We start from the raw sequence: 18,590 nt of genomic DNA on the forward strand, positions 1-18,590 counted from the left end.
ATTGTACCGTCCCCCACCCATGGATGAAGTCCTCGAAGTCGCGGACGTAATCGCGGAGTCGGGACTCGAAGGTGCCCTCACCTGGCTGCTGCGCGTCGTCGCGCTGATGGTCATCCTGGCGGGGGTCGGCCTGTGGCTGTTCACCGACATGGGCCTGCTCGTCCTCCCCGCGGCGCTGATGGCCGTCGGCGTGGTGGTCATGGTCGCGCCAGAGGTGCTGTTCACGCTCGCCGAACTCGCTGGATAGCGGAACGCCACTGGTTTTCGCGGTACCTCGGCGTGCGGACGCCGATAGCGACCGGACCCACCTACTCGTCACCGAATGGCCGACGGCGCAGTCCCGCCAGCAGCGCACCGAGGCCGGCGACGACCACCGCGGCCGTCAGCAGCGAGTCGGTCCAGCGCTTCCGGTTCGCCGTCTGGCAGAACCCGTCCCCGTCGGAGACGCAGGTTCCGCCGTCGCCGACGTCCCGCCGCGTGGCGTCGCGGAGGATGGCGTAGTACTCACCGTCGACCTCGACGAGATGATTGGCGTGCTCCAGTTGCCGATAGGTGAGCATCGACCCCGAGCGGATGACGCGCCGCTCGTCCGCCGAGAGGCGAGCGCCCGATACGGCGACTGCGCCGAACACGTTCTCCGCCGGGACGCGTTCGTGGGTCATGAACGTCCCGTTCGCCCGTTCGACGTACGTCGGTTCGTAGAAGTGCCCGTCGAGATAGACGTACTGGTACCGGGAGTTGTCGACGGGACTCGTCCGGGTTTCTATCTCGCCCTCGAACAGGGCGTACTCGAGTTCGCACTGGCGCGACGGGATCGACCCGAGACAGAGGAGGTTCTGGTCGATGTCGCTGAGGGGCGCGTCCGCCCCGGTCTCGACGTAGTGGGCGGTCACGCCCGCGCCGTCGTGGCTGACCTCGACCGCCTCGTACCGGTACACGTCGTCGTCGAGGTGCCACCCCGGGAGGACGAACGTGCTCGCGAGCAACGCGACGCCGGCGAGGACGTAGAGGACGGCCCGACCCGGTCTGTTCACGGGCACGCCACTCCGTCGCGATCGGTCATCGATTCGACCTACTGACGGCCGGTAGAAAAACCCCGTGTCTCGTCGCAGCGACGGCGCCGGCGAGGGCGGACGGTCGGTGCGGGGACGACCCCTCCGTCACTCCACACCGTCGAGGGGGTTCCCCCGCGTCGTCACGGGCGGTTTCATGACCCGTCCCGGAGATGAGAGCGTATGGGCACGTACGTCGGCGTCGACTGGGCGGCGGGCGACTGGATAGCGTTCGCGCTCGACGGTGCTGCGACGGAGGAGGACGGGTGGACGGTCGGTACGTACCCCTCCGTGCTGAACGTCTGGCACGAGTACCGACGGGCGGACCATATCCTCGTGGACGTCCCCATCGGACTGCCGGAGGAAGACGTCCGCGAGTGCGACGAGCGGGCGAAAGAGGAACTCGGCGATCGCAGGAGCAGCGTCTTCGAGACGCCCTGTCGTGCCGCGGTCGAGGCCGACGCGTACGACGAGGCGCGGCGGCTGAACGAGGACGCCCTCGGGCGCGGCATCTCGGCGCAGGCGTGGGGTATCGTACCACGGATACGCGAGGTCGACGTCTTCCTCGCCGAACACGGCGCGGCCGACGGGACGGTCCGGGAATCCCACCCCGAACTCTGCTTCCGGGGACTGGATACGGCGGGGGTGATCGACGCATCGAAACACGACGAGGACGGACTGGAACAGCGACGGACCGTGCTTGCCGGAGTCGACGCCGAGATGGGGCGCATCTACGAACGCATCGTGGACGAGTACGTCGAGGTCGACCCCGCGTTCGCACGGCCGATCAGCACGAACGCCCGGGACGACGTGCTGGACGCCATGGCGCTCGCCCTGACGGCCAGAGAAGCGGGCGACGACCTCGAGACGCTGCCCGAGTCACCGCCGCGAGACGCCGAGAGACGACGGATGGAGATAGCGTATCACGCCCGCTGATCACTCGTCGGACGCGTCGACGTCCACGTCGTCTGGCTGGTCGACGTCGACGTCGGGCACGTCGACGTCCTCGCCGGCGTCCCCGGCACCCACGTCGAGGGGAGCGTCGGTCTCCACGGCGTCGAGTCCGTCCAGTTCACAGAGCGACGCCACCGCTTCCTCGGGGACGTCGACGCGCAGCGTCTCGAACGCGAGGTCAGCGGTGACCGCCCCGCCGCACTCGTCGACGGTTGCGCGCACTGCGTCCGGGTCTGCGTCGCCGAGCCTGAGCAGGAGCGTCGCGGACTCGCCGGGCGTCGGGTCGTCGCGGATCGCCCGGACGGGTCGGGAGACGTACATGGTCAGTCGAGGGTCGCGAGCACGTCGGCGGCGTGTCCCTCGGGCGTGACGTCTTCGAAGGCAGCGGCGATAGTCACTCCCGGGTCGACGACGTACGTGTTCCGGAACACGCCGTCGAACGTGTTGCCGAACAGCTGCTTCTCGCCGTACGAGTCGTAGGCGGACGCGACCTCGCCCGACTCGTCGCTGAGGAGTTCGAACGGCAGATCGTGCTTCTCGCGGAACGCCGCGAGGTCGTCGACGGAGTCGTCGCTGACGCCGAGAACGGCGACGTCGCGCTCCGCGAACGCGTCCCACGCGTCGCGGAACCCACACGCTTCGGTCGTGCAACCGGGCGTGTCGGCGCGGGGGTAGAAGTAGACGACGACGTGCTGTCCCTCGTGGTCGGAGAGGGAGACCGGTTCACCGGCGTGGTTCGGGAGTTCGAACGAAGGTGCCTGCTGGCCGACCGATAGCATGTGTGCGCGTTCCAGGCGGGACGGCAATTGCGTTGCGGACTACGGTGCGGCGACCAGAAGCGTCCGTCCGCCCTTGCGTTCGAGGTACACCTCGCGGTCCTCGGACGCCCGGGCGTACGCTGCGACCTCGCTGGTCGCCATCTCCGACACGTCCACCACCGTCCGGTTCGTGGGCAGGCTCGGTTCGTCCGCCGATCGCTCCCGTGACGCTGCGACCGTCGTTCGTCCGTTCATGTCCGCGAGTTGTCCTATGAGATATTATAGATAATCCGTCCGGAGTGAAAGTGAAAGTGCGGGAAAGCGATACGTTGGTACGCCGTAGCACGCGTTCTCGGGGATTGCAGATCCGGAAGTGTGGGATTCGGCCGCCGCCGCAGTTCACGGCACCGCCGGTCGAGAGCCACTGCAGTCACGCACGAGGCGAACTGCTACGTGGCCACCATCTTTTTGCCGCCTGGATTGCTCCGAGTTGCTATGGATGGAATGCTGTCCGAGGAAGAACGTCGACGCATCGAAGAGTTCGCAGCGACGCCGCGTCACGAGCGAACGCCGGACCAGCTCTGTCCTGCCGACGGCGAGGGCGACGACTGACGGCGGGCACGTCCTGCGCTGGCTCTCACCTGACGACTGCGATCTCGTGGCCCCGCTTCTCGACGAGTCCGCGCTCCCGTAGCGTGCGGACGATCGTGAACAGCGCCATCTTCGGGAGGTCGAGGCCGGCCTGTAACTCGTCGACGGTCGCGCCGCTCGTCGTGGTGAGATAGAGGTAGACGAGTTTCGCGCGGGGTGAACCGAGTTCCTCTGGCAGCGATGCGTCCTGCAGCGAACCTGCACTGTGAGCGTTCACGAGTATCGGAACGACTGTGTTCGACGATAATAAATCTACTCTACGTCAATCGTCGATAAACGCCGGCCAATTGCCCGGAGATTTTATGTGATTTCCAGTAGAAGCTTTGATTCATGCCCCCGGCGCGGGACGACCACACGGCGAGAGACGGCGACTCGGGGAAGGTACTGTCACCGGACGAGCTCGACATCGAGCAGAGCGAGAGCGTGGTGTCGATCGACGAGGACCGCTACGTCATCGGGGCCGGCGGTCGACCCTCCGTCCCCGATGGAGCGGCCGAACTACCGAGTGCGGACGCGAGTCAGCCAGCGAGCACGGAGACGACGGACGACGGCGCTACCGGCGGGCCGACCGCCGGTGGAACGGGGAGATCGGCACCTGCCCCCTCGAACGAGGGAGGCTCTATCGATGCGGGTGACGTTCGTCGGTGGCTGGAGGACGACCTCGGCGACGTGTCGTCGCGGTACGGCTTCCACATCACGGCGAAGTCTGAGGACCATATCAGCCACCAGCAGATGTTCTCGGACGACGTCGGCACCGTCTTCGACGGCCTGCTGATGTGGTACGCCCAGCAGGTCGACCGCAACACTCCCGTCGAGGACGTCCTCGGCATCCTCCTGACGGAGTCGAACCTTCGCGTCCGGTACTCCCACAGCAGCATCCGCGGCGTGCTCGATTCTCACGACCTCTCGCCGGAGGATAGCATCGCCGACCTGTTCGACGCGCTCGGCGACTCCAACGGCATCGTGTTCCCGCCCGAAGGAGCGACCCGGAAGCGGTAGATATTCTTCGATTCCGATACTTTTCGTCGGGCGTCGCCGCCTATCCTCGCCAGGGACGTCGAACGTCGACAACCCGGTTGTAGTATCAGTTCTGATACGTAGGGACAGGCTTTATGTTCTACCATCCGATGGTTCGGGCAACTGACCATGAGTGTCCAGGAGCAGTCGGCCCAGGAGGAGCGCACCGGCGACGAGACGCAGGTCGTTGAGTTCCTGCTCGGCGAGGACGTCTGCGCTATCGACATCGACCAGGTCGACAGCATCGTCGAGGTGAAGAAGGTGACGCGGATCCCCCGGACGCCGGACTCGATAGAGGGCGTCATGGACCTCCGCGGCGAGACGACGGCCATCATCGACCCCAAGGAGTTCCTGAGCGTCTCCGCCACCAGTCGTGGTGAGAACGTCCTCGTGCTCGACCGGCCCGACGACAAGCAGAAGATCGGCATCCGCGTCGACGAGGTCCTTGACGTGGCGACCTACACGCCCGAGAAGATCGACCGCGACGACGACCTCGACAATCTCGACACGCAGGGCATCCGCGACGAGGTGGCCCACGGCATCATCCGCAAGCCCAACGGCGAGGGACTCGACCTCGTCGTCTGGCTAGACGTCGACAAGATTATTGATAAGCTGAATTAACGTCCCCGGCGGATACTCAACAGTGATAATTCAAGGGTAGCATTTATTTTACCGCCTTTCAAATACCCCGTTGGTGAAAAGTGAATGGCGAATGACGTGCTAATTGTCGACGACTCGGAATTTATGCGGAATCTGCTGCGGGAGATTCTCGAGGAAGAGTTCGAGATCGTCGGCGAGGCAGAGAACGGCGTCGAGGCCGTCGAAACCTACAAAGAAGAGGACCCGGACCTGGTCATGATGGACATCGTCATGCCCATCCGGAACGGAATCGAGGCGACGGACGAGATCAAACAGTACGACGCCGACTCGCACGTCATCATGTGTACGAGTATCGGGCAGGAAGAGAAGATGAAGAAGGCAGTGAAGGCCGGTGCTGACGGGTACATCACCAAACCGTTCCAGAAACCCAGCGTGATGGAAGCCATCAACGACGTCATATCAGCATGACGCGGGCAGTCGTCGTGGACGACTCCCACTTCATGCGGACGGTCATCACCGACATCCTCGAATCGGGGGACATCGACGTGGTCGCGGAGGCGACCGACGGACGGGAGGCGGTCGACGTCGTCGCGGAGCACGAGCCGGACGTCGTCACCATGGACGTCGAGATGCCCCGGATGAACGGTATCGAGGCCGTCGAGGAGATCATGGAGTCGACGCCGACGCCCATCCTGATGCTGTCAGCGCACACCGAAGACGGTGCGGAAGCGACGTTCGAGGCGCTCGACCGCGGCGCCGTCGACGTGCTCGCCAAACCCGGCGGCGAGGTCTCGACCGGCATCTCCGCCATCAAGGACGACCTGGTCGAGACGGTCAAGTCGGTCGTGCGCGCCGACCCGTCGACCGTCGACGAGTCGACGACCGACCACGACACACCGGACGTCGACGACGCCGACGAGTTCGTCGAGAACCCGACCGTCGTCATCGGCGCGTCGACCGGCGGCCCGAGCGTCGTCGAGAACGTCCTGTCGGGACTCCCCGCGGAGGCGAACCTTCGGATACTCATCGTCCAGCACATGCCGGACAGCTTCACGAGCAGGTTCGCCAAGCGCCTCGACAGTCGAAGCGAGTACGACGTTCGGGAAGCCTCCGACGGCGACCGCATCGGCGGCGGCGAGGCGCTCGTCGCCAAGGGCGACTACCACATGGTGGTGTCGAACTACTCGAGCGGTCGGCTCCGCGTGAAACTCAACCAGGACTCCGAGCGCCACGGCGTTCGCCCCGCCATCGACACGACGATGGAGTCCGCAGCCGAGACGATATCCGACTCGCTGACCGGCGTCGTCCTCACCGGGATGGGCGCCGACGGTGCCGCGGGCATCGAGGCGATCAAGGACGCCGGCGGACAGACGATCGCACAGGACGAGGAGACGTGTTCGGTGTTCGGTATCCCGGCCAGGGCCATCGAGACCGGTTGCGTCGACGAAGTGATGCCGGAAGGACGCGTCGCACGTGGAATACTATCGACGGTTCGTAAATCGACGTGATGGGACATGGACGATTACATCAAGGACTTCATTCGTGAAAGCGAAGAGAACATAACCGAGTTGAACAACTCCCTGCTAGAACTGGAGGACGACCCGGACGACGAGGAGGCGATGGACTCCATCTTCCGGACCGCACACACCCTCAAGGGGAACTTCGCTGCGATGGGGTTCCAGGACGCGAGCGACCTGGCCCACGCTATCGAGGACCTCCTCGACGAGATCCGGCAGGGCGAGCGAGAGGTGACGCCGGAGGTCATGGACTTCGTCTTCGCGGGCGTCGACCAGATCGAGACCATCATCGGCGAGATCGAGGAGCACGGCGAGGGGAAGACCGACCCGAGCGACACCATCGAGGAGATCCGCGCCGCGCTCGGCGACGGCGACCAGGCCGCAGAGTCGACGGACGACGGCGACGACGCGGGCGACGACGACCGGACCGCCGCGGCGCTCGCCGAACTCGACGACACCGTCGACCTGACCGGCGTGGGCGACGTGTTCCACGCGGAAGTCGACGTCGGCGACTCCGAGATGAAAGGCGTCGACGGGATGTTCGTCCTCGGCGAGGTGACCGACGAACTCGACCTGCTGGGCGCGGTCCCCCCAGTCGAGGACGTCAACGAGGGCGAGTACGACGACGGCTTCGACCTGTTCGTCGCCGCAGAGAGCGCGGACGCCGTCAGCGAACTGCTCGACGACGTCGGCAAGGTCGCGGCGGCGACGGTGACCGCGGTGACCGACGAGATGGCCGCCGAGGCGGCAGCGGCGGGCGGCGGAGCGACCGGATCCGACGACGCTTCGACCGGAGCGGAAGACGCCACCGACGCCGACGACGACGAGGCCGACGAACCGGCGACCGCCGGCGAAGATTCGTCGAGTGCCGGCGAAGACGTCCAGACGAACGCCGACGACGGCGATTCGGACGCGTCGACCGGCGGCGATCCAGGCGCGTCGACCGGCGGCGATCCAGGCGCGTCGACCGGCGGCGGTGGCGACGGCGGCAAGTCGACGCCGCAGGTGGACGAGATCCAGTCGGTGCGGGTCGACGTCGACCAGCTCGACGACCTGCACGGACTGGTCGAGCAACTGGTCACGAGTCGCATCAAGCTCCGACGATCCGTCGAGCAGGAGGAGTTCGACAGCGCCACGGACAACCTGGACGAACTCGACAAGATAACGTCGAGCCTCCAGGACACCGTCATGGACATGCGGCTGGTGCCGCTGAAGAAGGTCGTCAGCAAGTTCCCCCGGCTGGTGCGAGACCTCGCCCGCGAGCAGGAGAAGAAGATCGACTTCGAGATGCAGGGACAGGACATCGAGCTCGACCGCACCATCCTGAACGAGATCAGCGACCCGCTGATGCACCTGCTGCGGAACGCCGTCGACCACGGCATCGAACCGCCCGAGGAGCGCGAGGCGAACGGGAAGCCCCGGGAAGGAAAGGTTCTGTTGCGCGCGTCGCGCTCGCGCGACCGCGTGACCATCGAGGTGGTCGACGACGGCGGCGGCATGGACGCCGACTCGCTCCGCCAGAAGGCGGTCAGCGAGGGCATCATGAGCCGCGAGAAGGCGGACTCACTGAGCGACGAGGAGGCGTACGAGCTCATCTTCCACGCAGGGTTCTCGACGAACGAGGAGGTCACGGACGTGAGCGGCCGCGGCGTGGGTATGGACGTGGTGAGCAACACCATCACGCGCCTCGACGGCGACATCAGCGTCGAGAGCGAACTCGGCGAGGGGACGACGGTCAGTCTCTCGCTGCCCGTCACCGTGGCCATCGTGAAGGTGCTGTTCGTGGAGTCGGGCGACGAGGAGTACGGCATCCCCATCAAGAACGTCGACGAGATCCGGCGGATGGGCGAAGTGCAGAACGTCGAAGGCGAGGAGGTGATCACCCACGACGACACCGTCTACCCGCTCATCCGACTCGGCGAGGCGCTGAACGTCCCCAGCGAGACGAAGAACGGGGACGGAATGTTGGTTCGGGTCAAGGAATCGGAACGCCAGGTCGCCATCCACTGCGACGCCGTGAGTCGGCAGGAGGAGGTCGTCGTCAAACCGTTCGAGGGAATCCTCTCCGGAATCCCGGGACTCTCGGGCGCGGCGGTGCTCGGCGAAGGAGACGTGGTCACGATCCTCGACGTTGAGAGTCTATGACGATGCAAATCGACATCCGGAAGCTGAGTATACTAAACCAGATGGCGAAGCAGGGCGCGAACACTGTTGCGAACCACCTGAACCAGATGACCGGGATGCAGGCGGAGATGGAGATCACGAAGATCAACTTCCTCGAGATCTCCGACATCCGGACCCACATCGGGCACGAGAAGCAGGTGGGCATCCACATCGAACTCGTCGAACAGCCGTACGGCTACATCCTCTTCCTGTTCACTGCCAAGAGCGCCAAACAGCTCGCACACGGCATGATGGGCGGGATGGGCGAACGGTCCAAGAACGGGTTCTCCGACATGGAGAAGAGCGCCGTCCAGGAGATCGGCAACATCATGACCAGCGGGTTCATCGACGGCTGGGCGAACGTGCTCCAGACGACGATCGACTTCTCGACCCCCGAGTTCACGTACGGGCCCGGCAGCAAGATCGTCGACTCGCTCGTCAACACCCAGGACGACGTCGCGATGGTGGTCGACTCGCGGGTCCACGTGCCGGAGGAGGACGTCGAACTGAAGGTGTACTCGTTCCCGAAGCTGGAGGAGCTCGTCGGGCTGATGCGCCAGATAGAGATCTGAGATGCAGGTCGACATCCGCTCACTGGGACGGTTCAACCGGATGGCACACGAGGGGGCCGAACAGGCCGCCGAACACCTCTCCGCGCTCGCAGACGTCGAAGCGTTCGTCGACGTGACGAAGACGAACGTGACGACGGCGGCGGGGCTCGGCGGCACGGACCACCGGGTCGGCGTCGTCGTCGAACTCGACGGCGGACTTCGCGGACGGACGGTGTTCACGTTCCCGCTCGAGAGCGCGGAGCGGCTGGCGAGCGTCCTCGTCCCCGACTCGGACGGGGTCGACGAGAGCGCCATCCGTGAGGTGGGCAACGTCATGGCCGGCGGGTTCATCGACGGGTGGGCCGACTACCTCGAGACGAGCATCGACATCGCGCCGCCGGAGTACGTCGAAGGGGAGCGCGCCTCCTTGCTGCGTGACTCGGTCGACGACGACGCGCTGGTGTTCGCCAGCCAGGTCGAGGCCGTCGCGCCGGACCTCGACTTCGACATCCACCTGTTCCCCGAGCGGGCGTCGTTGCGAGAGGCGTTCGACAACGCCCCGCGCGACGAGATGAACGAACTCATGTCCAGTCGGACGGTCAACCAGGACGACGACGTCACGGTCTCGATCGACAAGCTCGCCGTCTTCGGCGGGATGGTGCGCCAGGGAGCGACCAGCGTCTCGAAGAACCTCACCGCGATGACGGGGATCGAGACGGCGGTCGACGTGACGACGCTGAGCTTCGTCCCGGTAGAGGAGCTGCCGGACGACCTGCGCGCCCGGACCTACGTCGGGGTCGTCCTGGAGTTCGACGGTCCGCCGAGCGGCTACGTCATGATACTGTTCGACGAGGGGTCCGCACGGGACGTGGCGACGGCGCTGGTCCCGGAAGGGCGCGAGCGAGCGGACGAGGACGCGCCCGAGACGTTCGGGGAGATGGATCGCAGCGCCATCCGCGAGGTGGGCAACGTCATGGCCAGCAGCTTCGTCGACGGGTGGGCGAACGCGCTCGACACGACGATCGACATCTCGCCGCCGGAGTTCGTCCACGACATGGGCGGCGCCATCGTCGACCCGGTCGCGGTCAGTCTCGGTCAGCGCCAGCAGTTCGCGTTCGTCTCCGACGCGACCATCCGCGCCGACGACCGCGCGTTCGACTGTAGCCTCTACGCCCTCCCCGACGAGACGGAACTTCGCGACGTGCTCGACGCGCTCGACGCGGACGCGACCGCCGAACGGCAGACGAGAGCGGGAGAGCTATGAAGCTGTACGAGAGCGACACCCCGGATCCGGACGGTCCGATACGGGTCGGCGTTGCGGACTACGTGGTCACGAGTGCGGACACGCGCCTGACGACGACCGGCCTCGGGTCGTGCGTCGGCGTCGCGCTCGTCGACACGGAGGCGGGACTCGCCGGCCTGGCCCACGTGATGCTACCGTCGGCGGACGGCAGCGGAGAGGAGGCGAAGTTCGCCGACACCGCGATAGAGGCGATGCTCGAGGAGCTGTACGATATGGGAGCAACACACGTCGAAGCGAAGATAGCTGGCGGGAGCAACATGCTCGACCTCTCCGGCGTCGGCAAGGAGGTCGGCAGTCGGAACGTCGCCGCGACGCGCGACGCGCTGGACGAACACGACGTCCCGCTCGTCGGGGCGGACACCGGCGGGAGCCACGGCCGGTCGCTGGAGCTCCACACGGACAGCGGGACGCTCGTCGTCAGAAGCGCACACGAGGAGGTGACCCGCCTGTGACCGCGTTCGACGACGTGCTGACCTACGTCGAGGAGGAACTGGGATTCGCAACGAGCCACTACGACTCGTCGTACCTCGATCGGCGCGTCTCCTCGCGGATGCGACGGACGGACGTCACCGAGCACGAGGAGTACCTCGACCTGCTCAGGGACGACGTGGGCGAGCGCGAGCGACTGCTCGACGCGCTCTCGGTCAACGTGACGAGCTTCTTCCGGAATCCGGACGTGTGGAAGGAGCTTCGCGGCGTGCTCGACGCGCTCGCCGAGGACGGGTCGATGAAGCTCTGGAGCGCGGCGTGCTCGGACGGCCGCGAACCCTACTCGATGGCGATGCTCGCCCTCGACCAGGGCCTCTCTCCGCGGGACTTCGAGGTGATCGCCACCGACATCGACGAGGAGGTGCTCGAGGTGGCCCGCGAAGGAGTCTACCACAGCACCCGGACGACCGACATCGGCGAACAGCTCGGTCCCATCGACGACTACGAGCGGTTCGTCGAGCAGGAGGAGGACCGGTTCGTCGTCGCCGACCAGGTTCGCGACCGGGTCGAGTTCGAACAGCACGACCTCATCAACGACGCGCCGAAGCAGGACGTCGACCTCGTCTCCTGTCGCAACCTCTTCATCTACATCAACGCCGAGCACAAGCTACCGATGCTGCGGACCATCACCCGGTCGCTGCGCATCGGCGGGTACCTCGTCATCGGCAAGACCGAGACGCTCCCGGAGGAGCTGAAGGCGGAGTACCAGGCAGTCGACAAGCGACTCCGAATATACAAGAAATGTGAGTGAAGCGGCCCAGCGCCCGTCCGGAGACAGCCAGAGACGCCGCCACTCAGCGTTCTCCCGCACAATGCCCCCCATTCACATAAACCATCCCCATAGTATCAGTTCTGATAACTCAGGCAGAAGATTAATGTGGTGAAAGTTCGCTGTTGTCGGTAATGAAACTTATAAATCTCGACCCTACTGCCGTCTGGCTCTTCGCGTCGACGACGGCCATGGGCGCGATGGGAATCATGGACTTCATGGAAGAGGAAGAGGGCGAAGACGGGGAGAGCTCGGGAGGCGGTGGTGGCGGTGGCGACGACCTCTTCGACGACGACATGGACGACGGATTCGGTGGCATGGACGGCGGCGGCGGTGGTGGCATGGACGACGGCATGGGCGACTGGGCCGACGGCGGCGACGACGACGGGTTCGGCGACATGGGCGGTGGCGCTGCGACCCAGGAGCTGGAGAACCGCGTCGAGGACCTCGAGAACGAGGTCGGCGACATCTCCTCGACGATGAGCACGGTCCGCTCCGAGAACGAGCAGATCAGCGAGAAGGTCGACGACGTCGAGGAGAACGTCCGGAAGCTGCTCGAGATCTACGAGATGGTCACGCGCGGGGTCAATCCCTTCGTCGACGACGTCCAGGGCGGCGGTCCCGGCGGTGACGCGTTCCCTGGCGGCGGGGACCAGGGCGGCAGCGACTTCGGGCTGTTCGACGACGACGAAGAGGAAGAGTCCAGCGAAGAGGACCTCGAAGGGGACGTCGCCGACGCCGAGGCCGAGAGCTTCTTCGAAGAGGACTTCGACGACATGGAGGGCGACGAAGAGGACGAGTTCGACGACTTCGGTGACGAAGACGAGTTCGACGACCTCGACGACGGCGGAGACGACGCGATGGAGGACGGCGACGACGACTCCGGTCAGGCGGGGGGCTCGACGTTCCAGGAACTCAAAGACGAGTACGAGTCCGGAGAGGCCGAATGGGCGGACGACGCCGAGGGGAGCCCGGACCCCGAACAAGAGGAGAGCGTCGACGCCGGGGCGGAGATGGAGATCGACCCCGAGCCAGAGATGGACGTCGACTCCGACCCGGTCGCCGCCGAACCGGCGGACGAGGCGACCGGGGACGCCGAGGACGAGAGCGAGTTCGAGTTCCAGGAACCCGAGGAGACCGCCGAACCGGAGATGGACGCCCGGCAGGGCGTCGCGAAACCGTACCTCACCGACCTACCGTCCGGATACGTCGTCGACCTCGTCGTCATGGAGTGGGTGGAGTTCCTCGTGGACGAGTTCGGTCCCGAGGAAGCGCTCCACACCATCTCCTACTACGAGGACATCGACTGGATCAGCGAATCGGTCGAGGAGGATCTCCTGACGTTCGTCGACGGCATCGTCGACGTGGCGGACGTGGAAGCGGACGGTGCCGCTCCCGCGACGCTCGGGGTGGAAGACCACATCCAGAGTCTGACCTTCATGACCCAGCTCACCGGCGACGCGATCGAGCAGAAAGTCGTCGACCACTGCGTCCAGCTTCGGGGAGAGGGCCATGGGCTTCAGCGTTAGCGGGTCCACGGCGATCCTCTTCATCGCGATGTTCGTCAGCTTCGGGGTCATGTACACGGCCTCGTACAACGGCTTCGAACGCGTCTCGGACGCAAAGGGCGAGGAAATGGACCAGATGCTCACCCAACGCAACACGGAACTAAACATCACAGACACAAGCTACTCCGGTGGGAATCTCACGGTCACCGTGAACAACACCGGCTCGACCAGCCTGGACATCGAGGACACGGACGTCCTCGTCAACGGCAGTTACGTGACCGACTCGGACATCGAGGCCCGCGACGTCGACGGCGACGTCAACACGACGCTGTGGCTGCCCGGCGAGACGCTCACCGTGAAGGTGAACGTTGCCTCGCCGGCTCGCGTGAAGATCGTCACGACGGCCGGCGTCGCAGACACGGAGGTGCTGTAGATGGCGAGCGTCTCTACCTCTCACCTCATCCTGTTCATCGCCAGTCTCATCATCGCGGCCAGCGTCGCCGGCACCTTCATGAGCGGCGTCGAACGCCTCTCGGGCGCACTGGGCGACCGAAGCATCGACGTGAGCGGCGACATCGAGACCGACGTAGAGATAATCAGCGACCCGGGGAGCGGTGCGGTGTACAACTCGTCGGGGAACGACAACGTGACCGTCCTCGTCAAGAACACCGGCTCGACTGATTTACAGGCGACCAAGGACCAGATTGAAGTACTATTAGACGGAAAGTATCAATCCGACGTTTCAATGAAAGTCGTCGACGGCCCCGCATGGAGTGTCGGAAATGTCGCACGAGTTAACATCTCCACCGGCGGGATCTCGGACGGTGACCACCGCGTGAAACTCACCGTCAACGGCGACGAGGAGGTGCTTGAATTTAGAACATGAGCTCTAACAATCTGTACTCGCTCGGCCTCGAAGACCACGACCGCCTGAACAACGAACTCGGTGGCGGCATCCCCCGTGGGTCCATCGTGCTCTGCGAGGGTGACTACGGGGCGGGCAAGAGTGCGATGAGCCAGCGGTTCGCCTACGGACTCTGCGACACCGACCACAGCGTGACGCTCCTCTCGACGGAGCTCACCGTGCGCGGGTTCATCGACCAGATGCACTCGCTGTCGTACAACGTCGAGGAGCACCTCCTGAACGAGCGTCTGCTGTTCCTCCACGCGGACGTGGACACGGGACAGAAGCTCAGCGCACCAAACAACGACGACGACGACGATAGCCAGCGCAACGAGTTGCTGAACCGGCTGATGAACGCCGAGGAGATGTGGGAGGCCGACGTGATCATCATCGACACGTTCGACGCCATCCTCCGCAACGACCCGACCTTCGAGGCGCTGGTCCGTCAGAACGAGGAGCGCCAGGCGGCGCTCGAGATCATCTCGTTCTTCCGCGACCTCGTGTCACAGGGGAAGGTCGTGATGCTCACCGTCGACCCGTCGACTGTCGACGAGGAGGCGATCGGGCCGTTCCGCGCCATCGCCGACGTGTTCATGGAGTTGCAGATGGTCGAGGTCGGGAACGACGTGCGGCGTAACATCTCCGTCAAGCGGTTCGCAGGCATGGGCGAGCAGGTCGGTGACACTATCGGGTTCTCGGTGCGTGCCGACGCCGGCATCGTCATCGAGAGCCGTAGCGTGGCGTAGGGACCATGACTGAACACGGGAGCACCGCGATCGGGGACGACCTGCGGGAGGTAGCGATGCGTCGGCCCCACCTCCGAGACTACCTGAAGCGGTTCAAGCAGTTCACGGGCGAGTTCCCGAAACTGATCGAGGAACCGGCCAGCGAGTGGGAGGCCGAGAAGCCCAACGTCATCTACCCGGCGGGCGGTCCGATCTACTGCCACGTCTACGGTGACGTCGGGCAGGACACGAAGTACTACGCCGTCGAACCGGAGCTGTCCGACACGGAACAGGAGCTGTTCTGGGAGGTCCGCGGCAAGATCCTGGAGAAGAGCGTCACCAAGCCGGCGCCACAGAGCGAGTCCGAATACGACGACCGCATCGAAGAGTTGCTCCAGGAGACGGTCCGCATCGAGAACGGCGACGGCAGTGGCGGGCTCGTCGACCGCATCAACAGCCTCTCCCCGGCGAACTTCCGCAACCGCGTCTCCAACCTCGATCCGCAGACGGTCGCGCGCCGCCTCAGCAGCATCACGTACGAGGACGTGCGCGCGGGCGTGCAGATGTTGCGCGAGAACGACGTGGTGGAAGAGCTGAAGACGCTCTCCACCCTCAACCAGTACGAGGTCACCGAACAGACCTACGAGAACATCCGCTATCGCCTCAACCGCGACATCGTCGGGTTCGGACCGCTGGAACCGATCATGCGCGACTCGGCGAACGAGGACATTCACGTCATCGGCCCCCACGAGACGTACGTGGACCACGGGACGTACGGGATGCTCGCGACGACCGTCGACTTCGGCACGAACGAGCACTTCGACAACTGGCTGCGAAACATGGGCGAACGGATCGGCGACCCTGTCTCCGACTCCGACCCCATCGTCGACTCGACGCTCCCGGACGGGTCGCGTATCAACATCATCTACAGCGACGACGTGAGCCTCAAGGGGCCCAGCCTCACCATCCGTCAGGGCGAGGGGACGCCGCTGTCGGTCGCCCAGATCACCAAATGGGGGACGCTGTCGCCGAAGCTGGCGGCGTACCTCTGGCTCTGCCTGGAGAACGAACAGACGGTGTTCGTCGTCGGCGAGACGGCGTCCGGGAAGACGACGACGCTGAACTGCATCATGTCGTTCATCCCCCGGGACAGCAAGATCTACACCGCCGAGGACACTGCGGAGGTGCTCCCGCCACACAACACCTGGCAGCAACTGCTCACCCGCGAGGGACAGGGCGAGGGCAGCACCGACGTCGACATGTTCGACCTCGTCGCGGCGGCGCTGCGTTCCCGTCCCGACTACATCATCGTCGGGGAGGTCCGTGGCGAGGAGGGTCGGATGGCGTTCCAGGCCGCCCAGACGGGCCACCCCGTGATGCTGACCTTCCACGCGAGCGACATCGTCTCGATGATCCAGCGTTTCACCGGCGAACCGATCAACGTCCCGGAGACGTTCATGGACAACGCCGACGTGGCGCTGTTCCAGAACCGCGTCAAGCAGGGCGACGACGTGCTGCGCCGCGTGACCAGCGTTCAGGAGATCGAGGGGTACTCGAAGGACATGGGCGGCGTCGTCACCCGGCAGGCGTTCTACTGGGACCCGGTCGACGACGAGATCGTCTTCCAGGGGATGAACAACTCCTACGTGCTCGAAGAACAGATCGCGACGCTGCTGGGGTACGAGAACACGCGTGACATCTACAACGAACTGGAGTTCCGCGCCGAGATCATGGAACGGATGATCGAGGAGAACATACTCGGATACCACGAGGTAAACGAGGCCATCGAGTCGTTCCAGCGCGACGGCGTCGAAGGACTCTCGTTCGATATGCACCGCTCGATATAGCATGGCCGAGGCAGAGTCCCAGACCACGGACGCGAAGGACCTCTTTTCCAGCGCCGTCTCCTCCACGTTCGAAGCCTACAGCGAGATGGAGATGTCGCCCGAGCGGTATCTCGGGCAGATCGTCGTCCCGTCGATCGTCTTCTTCGTCCTCTCGATTCTCGTGGTCGTCCTGGTGGACCTGCCGCTCATGGTCGCGGTGCCGATCCCGCTGCTGGGATTCCTCGGGGTCGTCACGGCCATCACGTTCCCGAAGATCAAGCGCGACCGCAAGCGCAAGCAGATCGAGGACCGGATTCACCTGTTCATCACCCACATGACCATCCTCTCGACTGCGAACATCGACCGCGTCGAGGTGTTCCGGCTCCTCGCGAAGGAGAAAGAGTACAAGGAGCTCGCGAAGGAGATGCGTCGACTGACCGAACTCGTCGACACGTGGAACCAGAGTCTGGACGACGCCCTCCGGCTGCGAGCGAGACAGGTGCCGAGCAAGACGCTGTCTGACTTCTTCGACCGGCTGGCGTACACGATCAACGCAGGCCAGGAGATCCAGGACTTCCTGCTGTCCGAACAGGACGCCGTCATCCAGAGCTACGTCACCATCTACGAGGGCGCGCTGGCGAACATCGAGGTCATGAAGGACCTCTACCTGTCGATGATCCTTTCGGTGACCTTCGCCCTCGTGTTCGCGACGGTGCTTCCCATCCTCACCGGGACGGACCCGACCATGACGGTCGGTGGAGTCGTGGTGATGTACGCGTTCGTCCAGGTCGGGTTCCTCTTTCTGGTCCAGCGGAGCGCGCCGTACGACCCTATCTGGTACCACCCGGACGACCGGGGCCAGACGGCGGCCGAGCGCAAGATCCGCGGTAGCGTCATCGCCGGCATCCTGCTCACCTCGATCGCCATCGCCGGGAGCCTGTTCGTGCTGCTCGGACAGACGCCGATCTCCCCGGAGGCGATCCCGCTGCCGATCTACGCCGCCTTCCCGACGACGCCGCTGCTCATCCCCGGCCTGATCGTCCGCAGGGAGGAGCGGAAGGTGAAGGACCGCGACGACGAGTTCACCAACTTCATCCGGGCGCTGGGCGCGACCGAGACCGCCAAGCAGTCCACGACGTCGCGCGTTCTGGAGACCCTGCGGAAGAAGGACTTCGGGGCGCTCACGCCGAACATCGACGACCTCTACAAGCGACTGAACATCCGCATCGAGCCCGAGATGGCGTGGCGACACTTCTCGTCGGACACGCGGTCGTACCTCATCCAGAAGTTCAGCGAGATGTACCTCCTCGGCCGCCAGATGGGTGGCGAACCCAAGCGACTCGGGGAGCTCATCAGCGGGAACATGAACATCGTCATGCAGTTGCGCGAACAGCGCGACCAGGCGACGGTGACCCTCATCGGCGTCCTCTACGGTATCACCGCTGCATCGACGTTCGCGTTCTTCATCGGCCTGGAGATCGTCAACATCCTCGCCGGGATGTCGATCGGTCTCAACACGCCGCAGTTCAACTTCGGGACTATCATCCACACCGAGGTGTACGACAACATAATGATCGAGTACCTGCTGGTCATCATCATCCTCCTCAACGCGGTGCTGTCGTCGCTGATGATCCGCATCGTGGACGGCGGACACAAGGTCAACGCGTACATGCACTTCGTCCTGTTGACGTGGACCAGCGCCGTCGTCGCCTGGATAACCCAGACGGTCGTCGGTGCCTTCCTGAACGTCTGAATATTTATGTACACGGAGTGTTTTTGAAGAAGCAGTAGCTGGCACGCGAG

21 protein-coding genes and 2 pseudogenes are annotated in these 18,590 nt (G+C 64.8%); 18 read left to right on the forward strand and 5 right to left on the reverse strand.

Annotated features, from left to right (window positions below):
* The first annotated feature begins 19 nt into the window (after positions 1 to 19).
* Positions 20 to 247, forward strand: coding sequence for a hypothetical protein (locus NKT36_RS03465; RefSeq protein ID WP_327052556.1), 228 nt, complete (start codon positions 20 to 22; stop codon positions 245 to 247).
* 61 nt (positions 248 to 308) lie between these two features.
* Here NKT36_RS03465 and NKT36_RS03470 read toward each other — a convergent pair whose 3' ends face one another.
* Positions 309 to 1,034: a hypothetical protein gene (locus NKT36_RS03470; protein WP_327052557.1), complete on the reverse strand. Its 726-nt coding sequence runs from the start codon at positions 1,032 to 1,034 to the stop codon at positions 309 to 311.
* 201 nt (positions 1,035 to 1,235) lie between these two features.
* On the opposite strand from NKT36_RS03470, the gene NKT36_RS03475 reads away from it, so the two are divergent.
* The gene (locus tag NKT36_RS03475) at positions 1,236 to 1,988 is read left to right on the forward strand and encodes a DUF429 domain-containing protein (RefSeq protein ID WP_327052558.1); all 753 of its coding nucleotides are present in this window, start codon (positions 1,236 to 1,238) and stop codon (positions 1,986 to 1,988) included.
* Here the strand turns inward: NKT36_RS03475 and NKT36_RS03480 are convergent, their stop codons facing one another.
* The 4 genes from NKT36_RS03480 to NKT36_RS03495 all read right to left on the reverse strand — a co-directional run bounded on the left by NKT36_RS03480 (position 1,989) and on the right by NKT36_RS03495 (position 3,632).
* Positions 1,989 to 2,327, reverse strand: coding sequence for a hypothetical protein (locus NKT36_RS03480; protein WP_327052559.1), 339 nt, complete (start codon positions 2,325 to 2,327; stop codon positions 1,989 to 1,991). It abuts the gene before it with no gap.
* A gap of 2 nt (positions 2,328 to 2,329) precedes the next feature.
* The gene (gene bcp, locus NKT36_RS03485; protein ID WP_327052560.1) at positions 2,330 to 2,785 is read right to left on the reverse strand and encodes a thioredoxin-dependent thiol peroxidase; all 456 of its coding nucleotides are present in this window, start codon (positions 2,783 to 2,785) and stop codon (positions 2,330 to 2,332) included.
* Between the two features lie 39 nt (positions 2,786 to 2,824).
* The gene (locus NKT36_RS03490) at positions 2,825 to 3,019 is read right to left on the reverse strand and encodes a hypothetical protein (RefSeq protein WP_327052561.1); all 195 of its coding nucleotides are present in this window, start codon (positions 3,017 to 3,019) and stop codon (positions 2,825 to 2,827) included.
* 382 nt (positions 3,020 to 3,401) lie between these two features.
* Positions 3,402 to 3,632, reverse strand: a complete 231-nt coding sequence (locus NKT36_RS03495) for a TrmB family transcriptional regulator (RefSeq protein ID WP_327052562.1) — start codon at positions 3,630 to 3,632, stop codon at positions 3,402 to 3,404.
* Between the two features lie 113 nt (positions 3,633 to 3,745).
* Between NKT36_RS03495 and NKT36_RS03500 the strand changes: the two genes are divergently transcribed.
* The 16 genes and pseudogenes from NKT36_RS03500 (at position 3,746) to flaJ (ending at position 18,540) form a co-directional block, all read left to right on the forward strand.
* Positions 3,746 to 4,414 (forward strand): DUF7500 family protein, encoded by a 669-nt coding sequence (locus tag NKT36_RS03500; protein WP_327052563.1) that lies wholly within the window; start codon positions 3,746 to 3,748, stop codon positions 4,412 to 4,414.
* Between the two features lie 147 nt (positions 4,415 to 4,561).
* Positions 4,562 to 5,053 (forward strand): chemotaxis protein CheW, encoded by a 492-nt coding sequence (locus NKT36_RS03505; RefSeq protein WP_327052564.1) that lies wholly within the window; start codon positions 4,562 to 4,564, stop codon positions 5,051 to 5,053.
* An 84-nt stretch (positions 5,054 to 5,137) separates the two neighbouring features.
* Positions 5,138 to 5,500, forward strand: coding sequence for a chemotaxis protein CheY (cheY, locus tag NKT36_RS03510; RefSeq protein ID WP_327052565.1), 363 nt, complete (start codon positions 5,138 to 5,140; stop codon positions 5,498 to 5,500).
* Positions 5,497 to 6,540 (forward strand): protein-glutamate methylesterase/protein-glutamine glutaminase, encoded by a 1,044-nt coding sequence (locus tag NKT36_RS03515; RefSeq protein ID WP_327052566.1) that lies wholly within the window; start codon positions 5,497 to 5,499, stop codon positions 6,538 to 6,540. Before cheY ends, NKT36_RS03515 begins: the two co-directional genes overlap by 4 nt.
* 6 nt (positions 6,541 to 6,546) lie before the next feature.
* Positions 6,547 to 8,694, forward strand: a complete 2,148-nt coding sequence (locus NKT36_RS03520; protein WP_327052567.1) for a chemotaxis protein CheA — start codon at positions 6,547 to 6,549, stop codon at positions 8,692 to 8,694.
* Positions 8,691 to 9,284, forward strand: a complete 594-nt coding sequence (locus tag NKT36_RS03525) for a chemotaxis protein CheC (RefSeq protein WP_327052568.1) — start codon at positions 8,691 to 8,693, stop codon at positions 9,282 to 9,284. Before NKT36_RS03520 ends, NKT36_RS03525 begins: the two co-directional genes overlap by 4 nt.
* Position 9,285: 1 nt before the next feature.
* Positions 9,286 to 10,527, forward strand: a complete 1,242-nt coding sequence (locus NKT36_RS03530) for a chemotaxis protein CheC (RefSeq protein ID WP_327052569.1) — start codon at positions 9,286 to 9,288, stop codon at positions 10,525 to 10,527.
* Positions 10,524 to 11,018: a chemotaxis protein CheD gene (locus NKT36_RS03535; protein ID WP_327052570.1), complete on the forward strand. Its 495-nt coding sequence runs from the start codon at positions 10,524 to 10,526 to the stop codon at positions 11,016 to 11,018. The genes NKT36_RS03530 and NKT36_RS03535 overlap by 4 nt, the downstream gene beginning before the upstream one ends.
* Positions 11,015 to 11,806 (forward strand): CheR family methyltransferase, encoded by a 792-nt coding sequence (locus tag NKT36_RS03540; RefSeq protein WP_327052571.1) that lies wholly within the window; start codon positions 11,015 to 11,017, stop codon positions 11,804 to 11,806. The genes NKT36_RS03535 and NKT36_RS03540 overlap by 4 nt, the downstream gene beginning before the upstream one ends.
* Positions 11,807 to 11,958: 152 nt before the next feature.
* On the forward strand, positions 11,959 to 13,353 hold the full coding sequence (locus NKT36_RS03545; RefSeq protein WP_327052572.1) for a FlaD/FlaE family flagellar protein: 1,395 nt from the start codon (positions 11,959 to 11,961) through the stop codon (positions 13,351 to 13,353).
* Complete coding sequence (locus NKT36_RS03550) at positions 13,337 to 13,765, forward strand: fla cluster protein FlaF (RefSeq protein ID WP_327052573.1); 429 nt, start codon at positions 13,337 to 13,339, stop codon at positions 13,763 to 13,765. The genes NKT36_RS03545 and NKT36_RS03550 overlap by 17 nt, the downstream gene beginning before the upstream one ends.
* A complete protein-coding gene (locus NKT36_RS03555; RefSeq protein ID WP_327052574.1) occupies positions 13,766 to 14,218 on the forward strand; it encodes a flagellar protein G in 453 nt (150 codons plus the stop codon). It begins immediately after the preceding gene.
* Positions 14,215 to 14,982 (forward strand): ATPase domain-containing protein, encoded by a 768-nt coding sequence (locus NKT36_RS03560; RefSeq protein WP_327052575.1) that lies wholly within the window; start codon positions 14,215 to 14,217, stop codon positions 14,980 to 14,982. Before NKT36_RS03555 ends, NKT36_RS03560 begins: the two co-directional genes overlap by 4 nt.
* 5 nt (positions 14,983 to 14,987) lie before the next feature.
* Positions 14,988 to 15,243 (forward strand): annotated as a pseudogene (locus NKT36_RS19230) (type II/IV secretion system ATPase subunit); the annotation flags it as partial.
* Between the two features lie 341 nt (positions 15,244 to 15,584).
* A pseudogene (locus tag NKT36_RS03565) lies at positions 15,585 to 16,808 on the forward strand (type II/IV secretion system ATPase subunit); the annotation flags it as partial.
* A gap of 1 nt (position 16,809) precedes the next feature.
* Complete coding sequence (gene flaJ, locus NKT36_RS03570; RefSeq protein ID WP_327052577.1) at positions 16,810 to 18,540, forward strand: archaellar assembly protein FlaJ; 1,731 nt, start codon at positions 16,810 to 16,812, stop codon at positions 18,538 to 18,540.
* The last annotated feature ends 50 nt before the right edge of the window (positions 18,541 to 18,590 follow it).

Origin of the sequence: Halomicrococcus gelatinilyticus, from assembly GCA_024227995.1 — an archaeon.
GTDB classification, from domain to species: Archaea; Halobacteriota; Halobacteria; order Halobacteriales; family Haladaptataceae; genus Halomicrococcus; species Halomicrococcus gelatinilyticus.

What these genes read in the sequence shown, in the direction of transcription:
- NKT36_RS03535 (WP_327052570.1), top strand. Translation starts at nt 10,524, where the DNA reads ATGAAGCTGTACGAGAGCGACACCCCGGATCCGGACGGTCCGATACGG.
- bcp (WP_327052560.1), bottom strand. Translation starts at nt 2,785, where the DNA reads ATGCTATCGGTCGGCCAGCAGGCACCTTCGTTCGAACTCCCGAACCAC.
- NKT36_RS03475 (WP_327052558.1), top strand. Translation starts at nt 1,236, where the DNA reads ATGGGCACGTACGTCGGCGTCGACTGGGCGGCGGGCGACTGGATAGCG.
- NKT36_RS03505 (WP_327052564.1), top strand. Translation starts at nt 4,562, where the DNA reads ATGAGTGTCCAGGAGCAGTCGGCCCAGGAGGAGCGCACCGGCGACGAG.
- cheY (WP_327052565.1), top strand. Translation starts at nt 5,138, where the DNA reads ATGGCGAATGACGTGCTAATTGTCGACGACTCGGAATTTATGCGGAAT.
- NKT36_RS03500 (WP_327052563.1), top strand. Translation starts at nt 3,746, where the DNA reads ATGCCCCCGGCGCGGGACGACCACACGGCGAGAGACGGCGACTCGGGG.
- NKT36_RS03545 (WP_327052572.1), top strand. Translation starts at nt 11,959, where the DNA reads ATGAAACTTATAAATCTCGACCCTACTGCCGTCTGGCTCTTCGCGTCG.
- NKT36_RS03530 (WP_327052569.1), top strand. Translation starts at nt 9,286, where the DNA reads ATGCAGGTCGACATCCGCTCACTGGGACGGTTCAACCGGATGGCACAC.
- NKT36_RS03515 (WP_327052566.1), top strand. Translation starts at nt 5,497, where the DNA reads ATGACGCGGGCAGTCGTCGTGGACGACTCCCACTTCATGCGGACGGTC.
- NKT36_RS03465 (WP_327052556.1), top strand. Translation starts at nt 20, where the DNA reads ATGGATGAAGTCCTCGAAGTCGCGGACGTAATCGCGGAGTCGGGACTC.
- NKT36_RS03550 (WP_327052573.1), top strand. Translation starts at nt 13,337, where the DNA reads ATGGGCTTCAGCGTTAGCGGGTCCACGGCGATCCTCTTCATCGCGATG.
- NKT36_RS03520 (WP_327052567.1), top strand. Translation starts at nt 6,547, where the DNA reads ATGGACGATTACATCAAGGACTTCATTCGTGAAAGCGAAGAGAACATA.
- NKT36_RS03490 (WP_327052561.1), bottom strand. Translation starts at nt 3,019, where the DNA reads ATGAACGGACGAACGACGGTCGCAGCGTCACGGGAGCGATCGGCGGAC.
- NKT36_RS03555 (WP_327052574.1), top strand. Translation starts at nt 13,766, where the DNA reads ATGGCGAGCGTCTCTACCTCTCACCTCATCCTGTTCATCGCCAGTCTC.
- NKT36_RS03525 (WP_327052568.1), top strand. Translation starts at nt 8,691, where the DNA reads ATGACGATGCAAATCGACATCCGGAAGCTGAGTATACTAAACCAGATG.
- NKT36_RS03480 (WP_327052559.1), bottom strand. Translation starts at nt 2,327, where the DNA reads ATGTACGTCTCCCGACCCGTCCGGGCGATCCGCGACGACCCGACGCCC.
- NKT36_RS03560 (WP_327052575.1), top strand. Translation starts at nt 14,215, where the DNA reads ATGAGCTCTAACAATCTGTACTCGCTCGGCCTCGAAGACCACGACCGC.
- flaJ (WP_327052577.1), top strand. Translation starts at nt 16,810, where the DNA reads ATGGCCGAGGCAGAGTCCCAGACCACGGACGCGAAGGACCTCTTTTCC.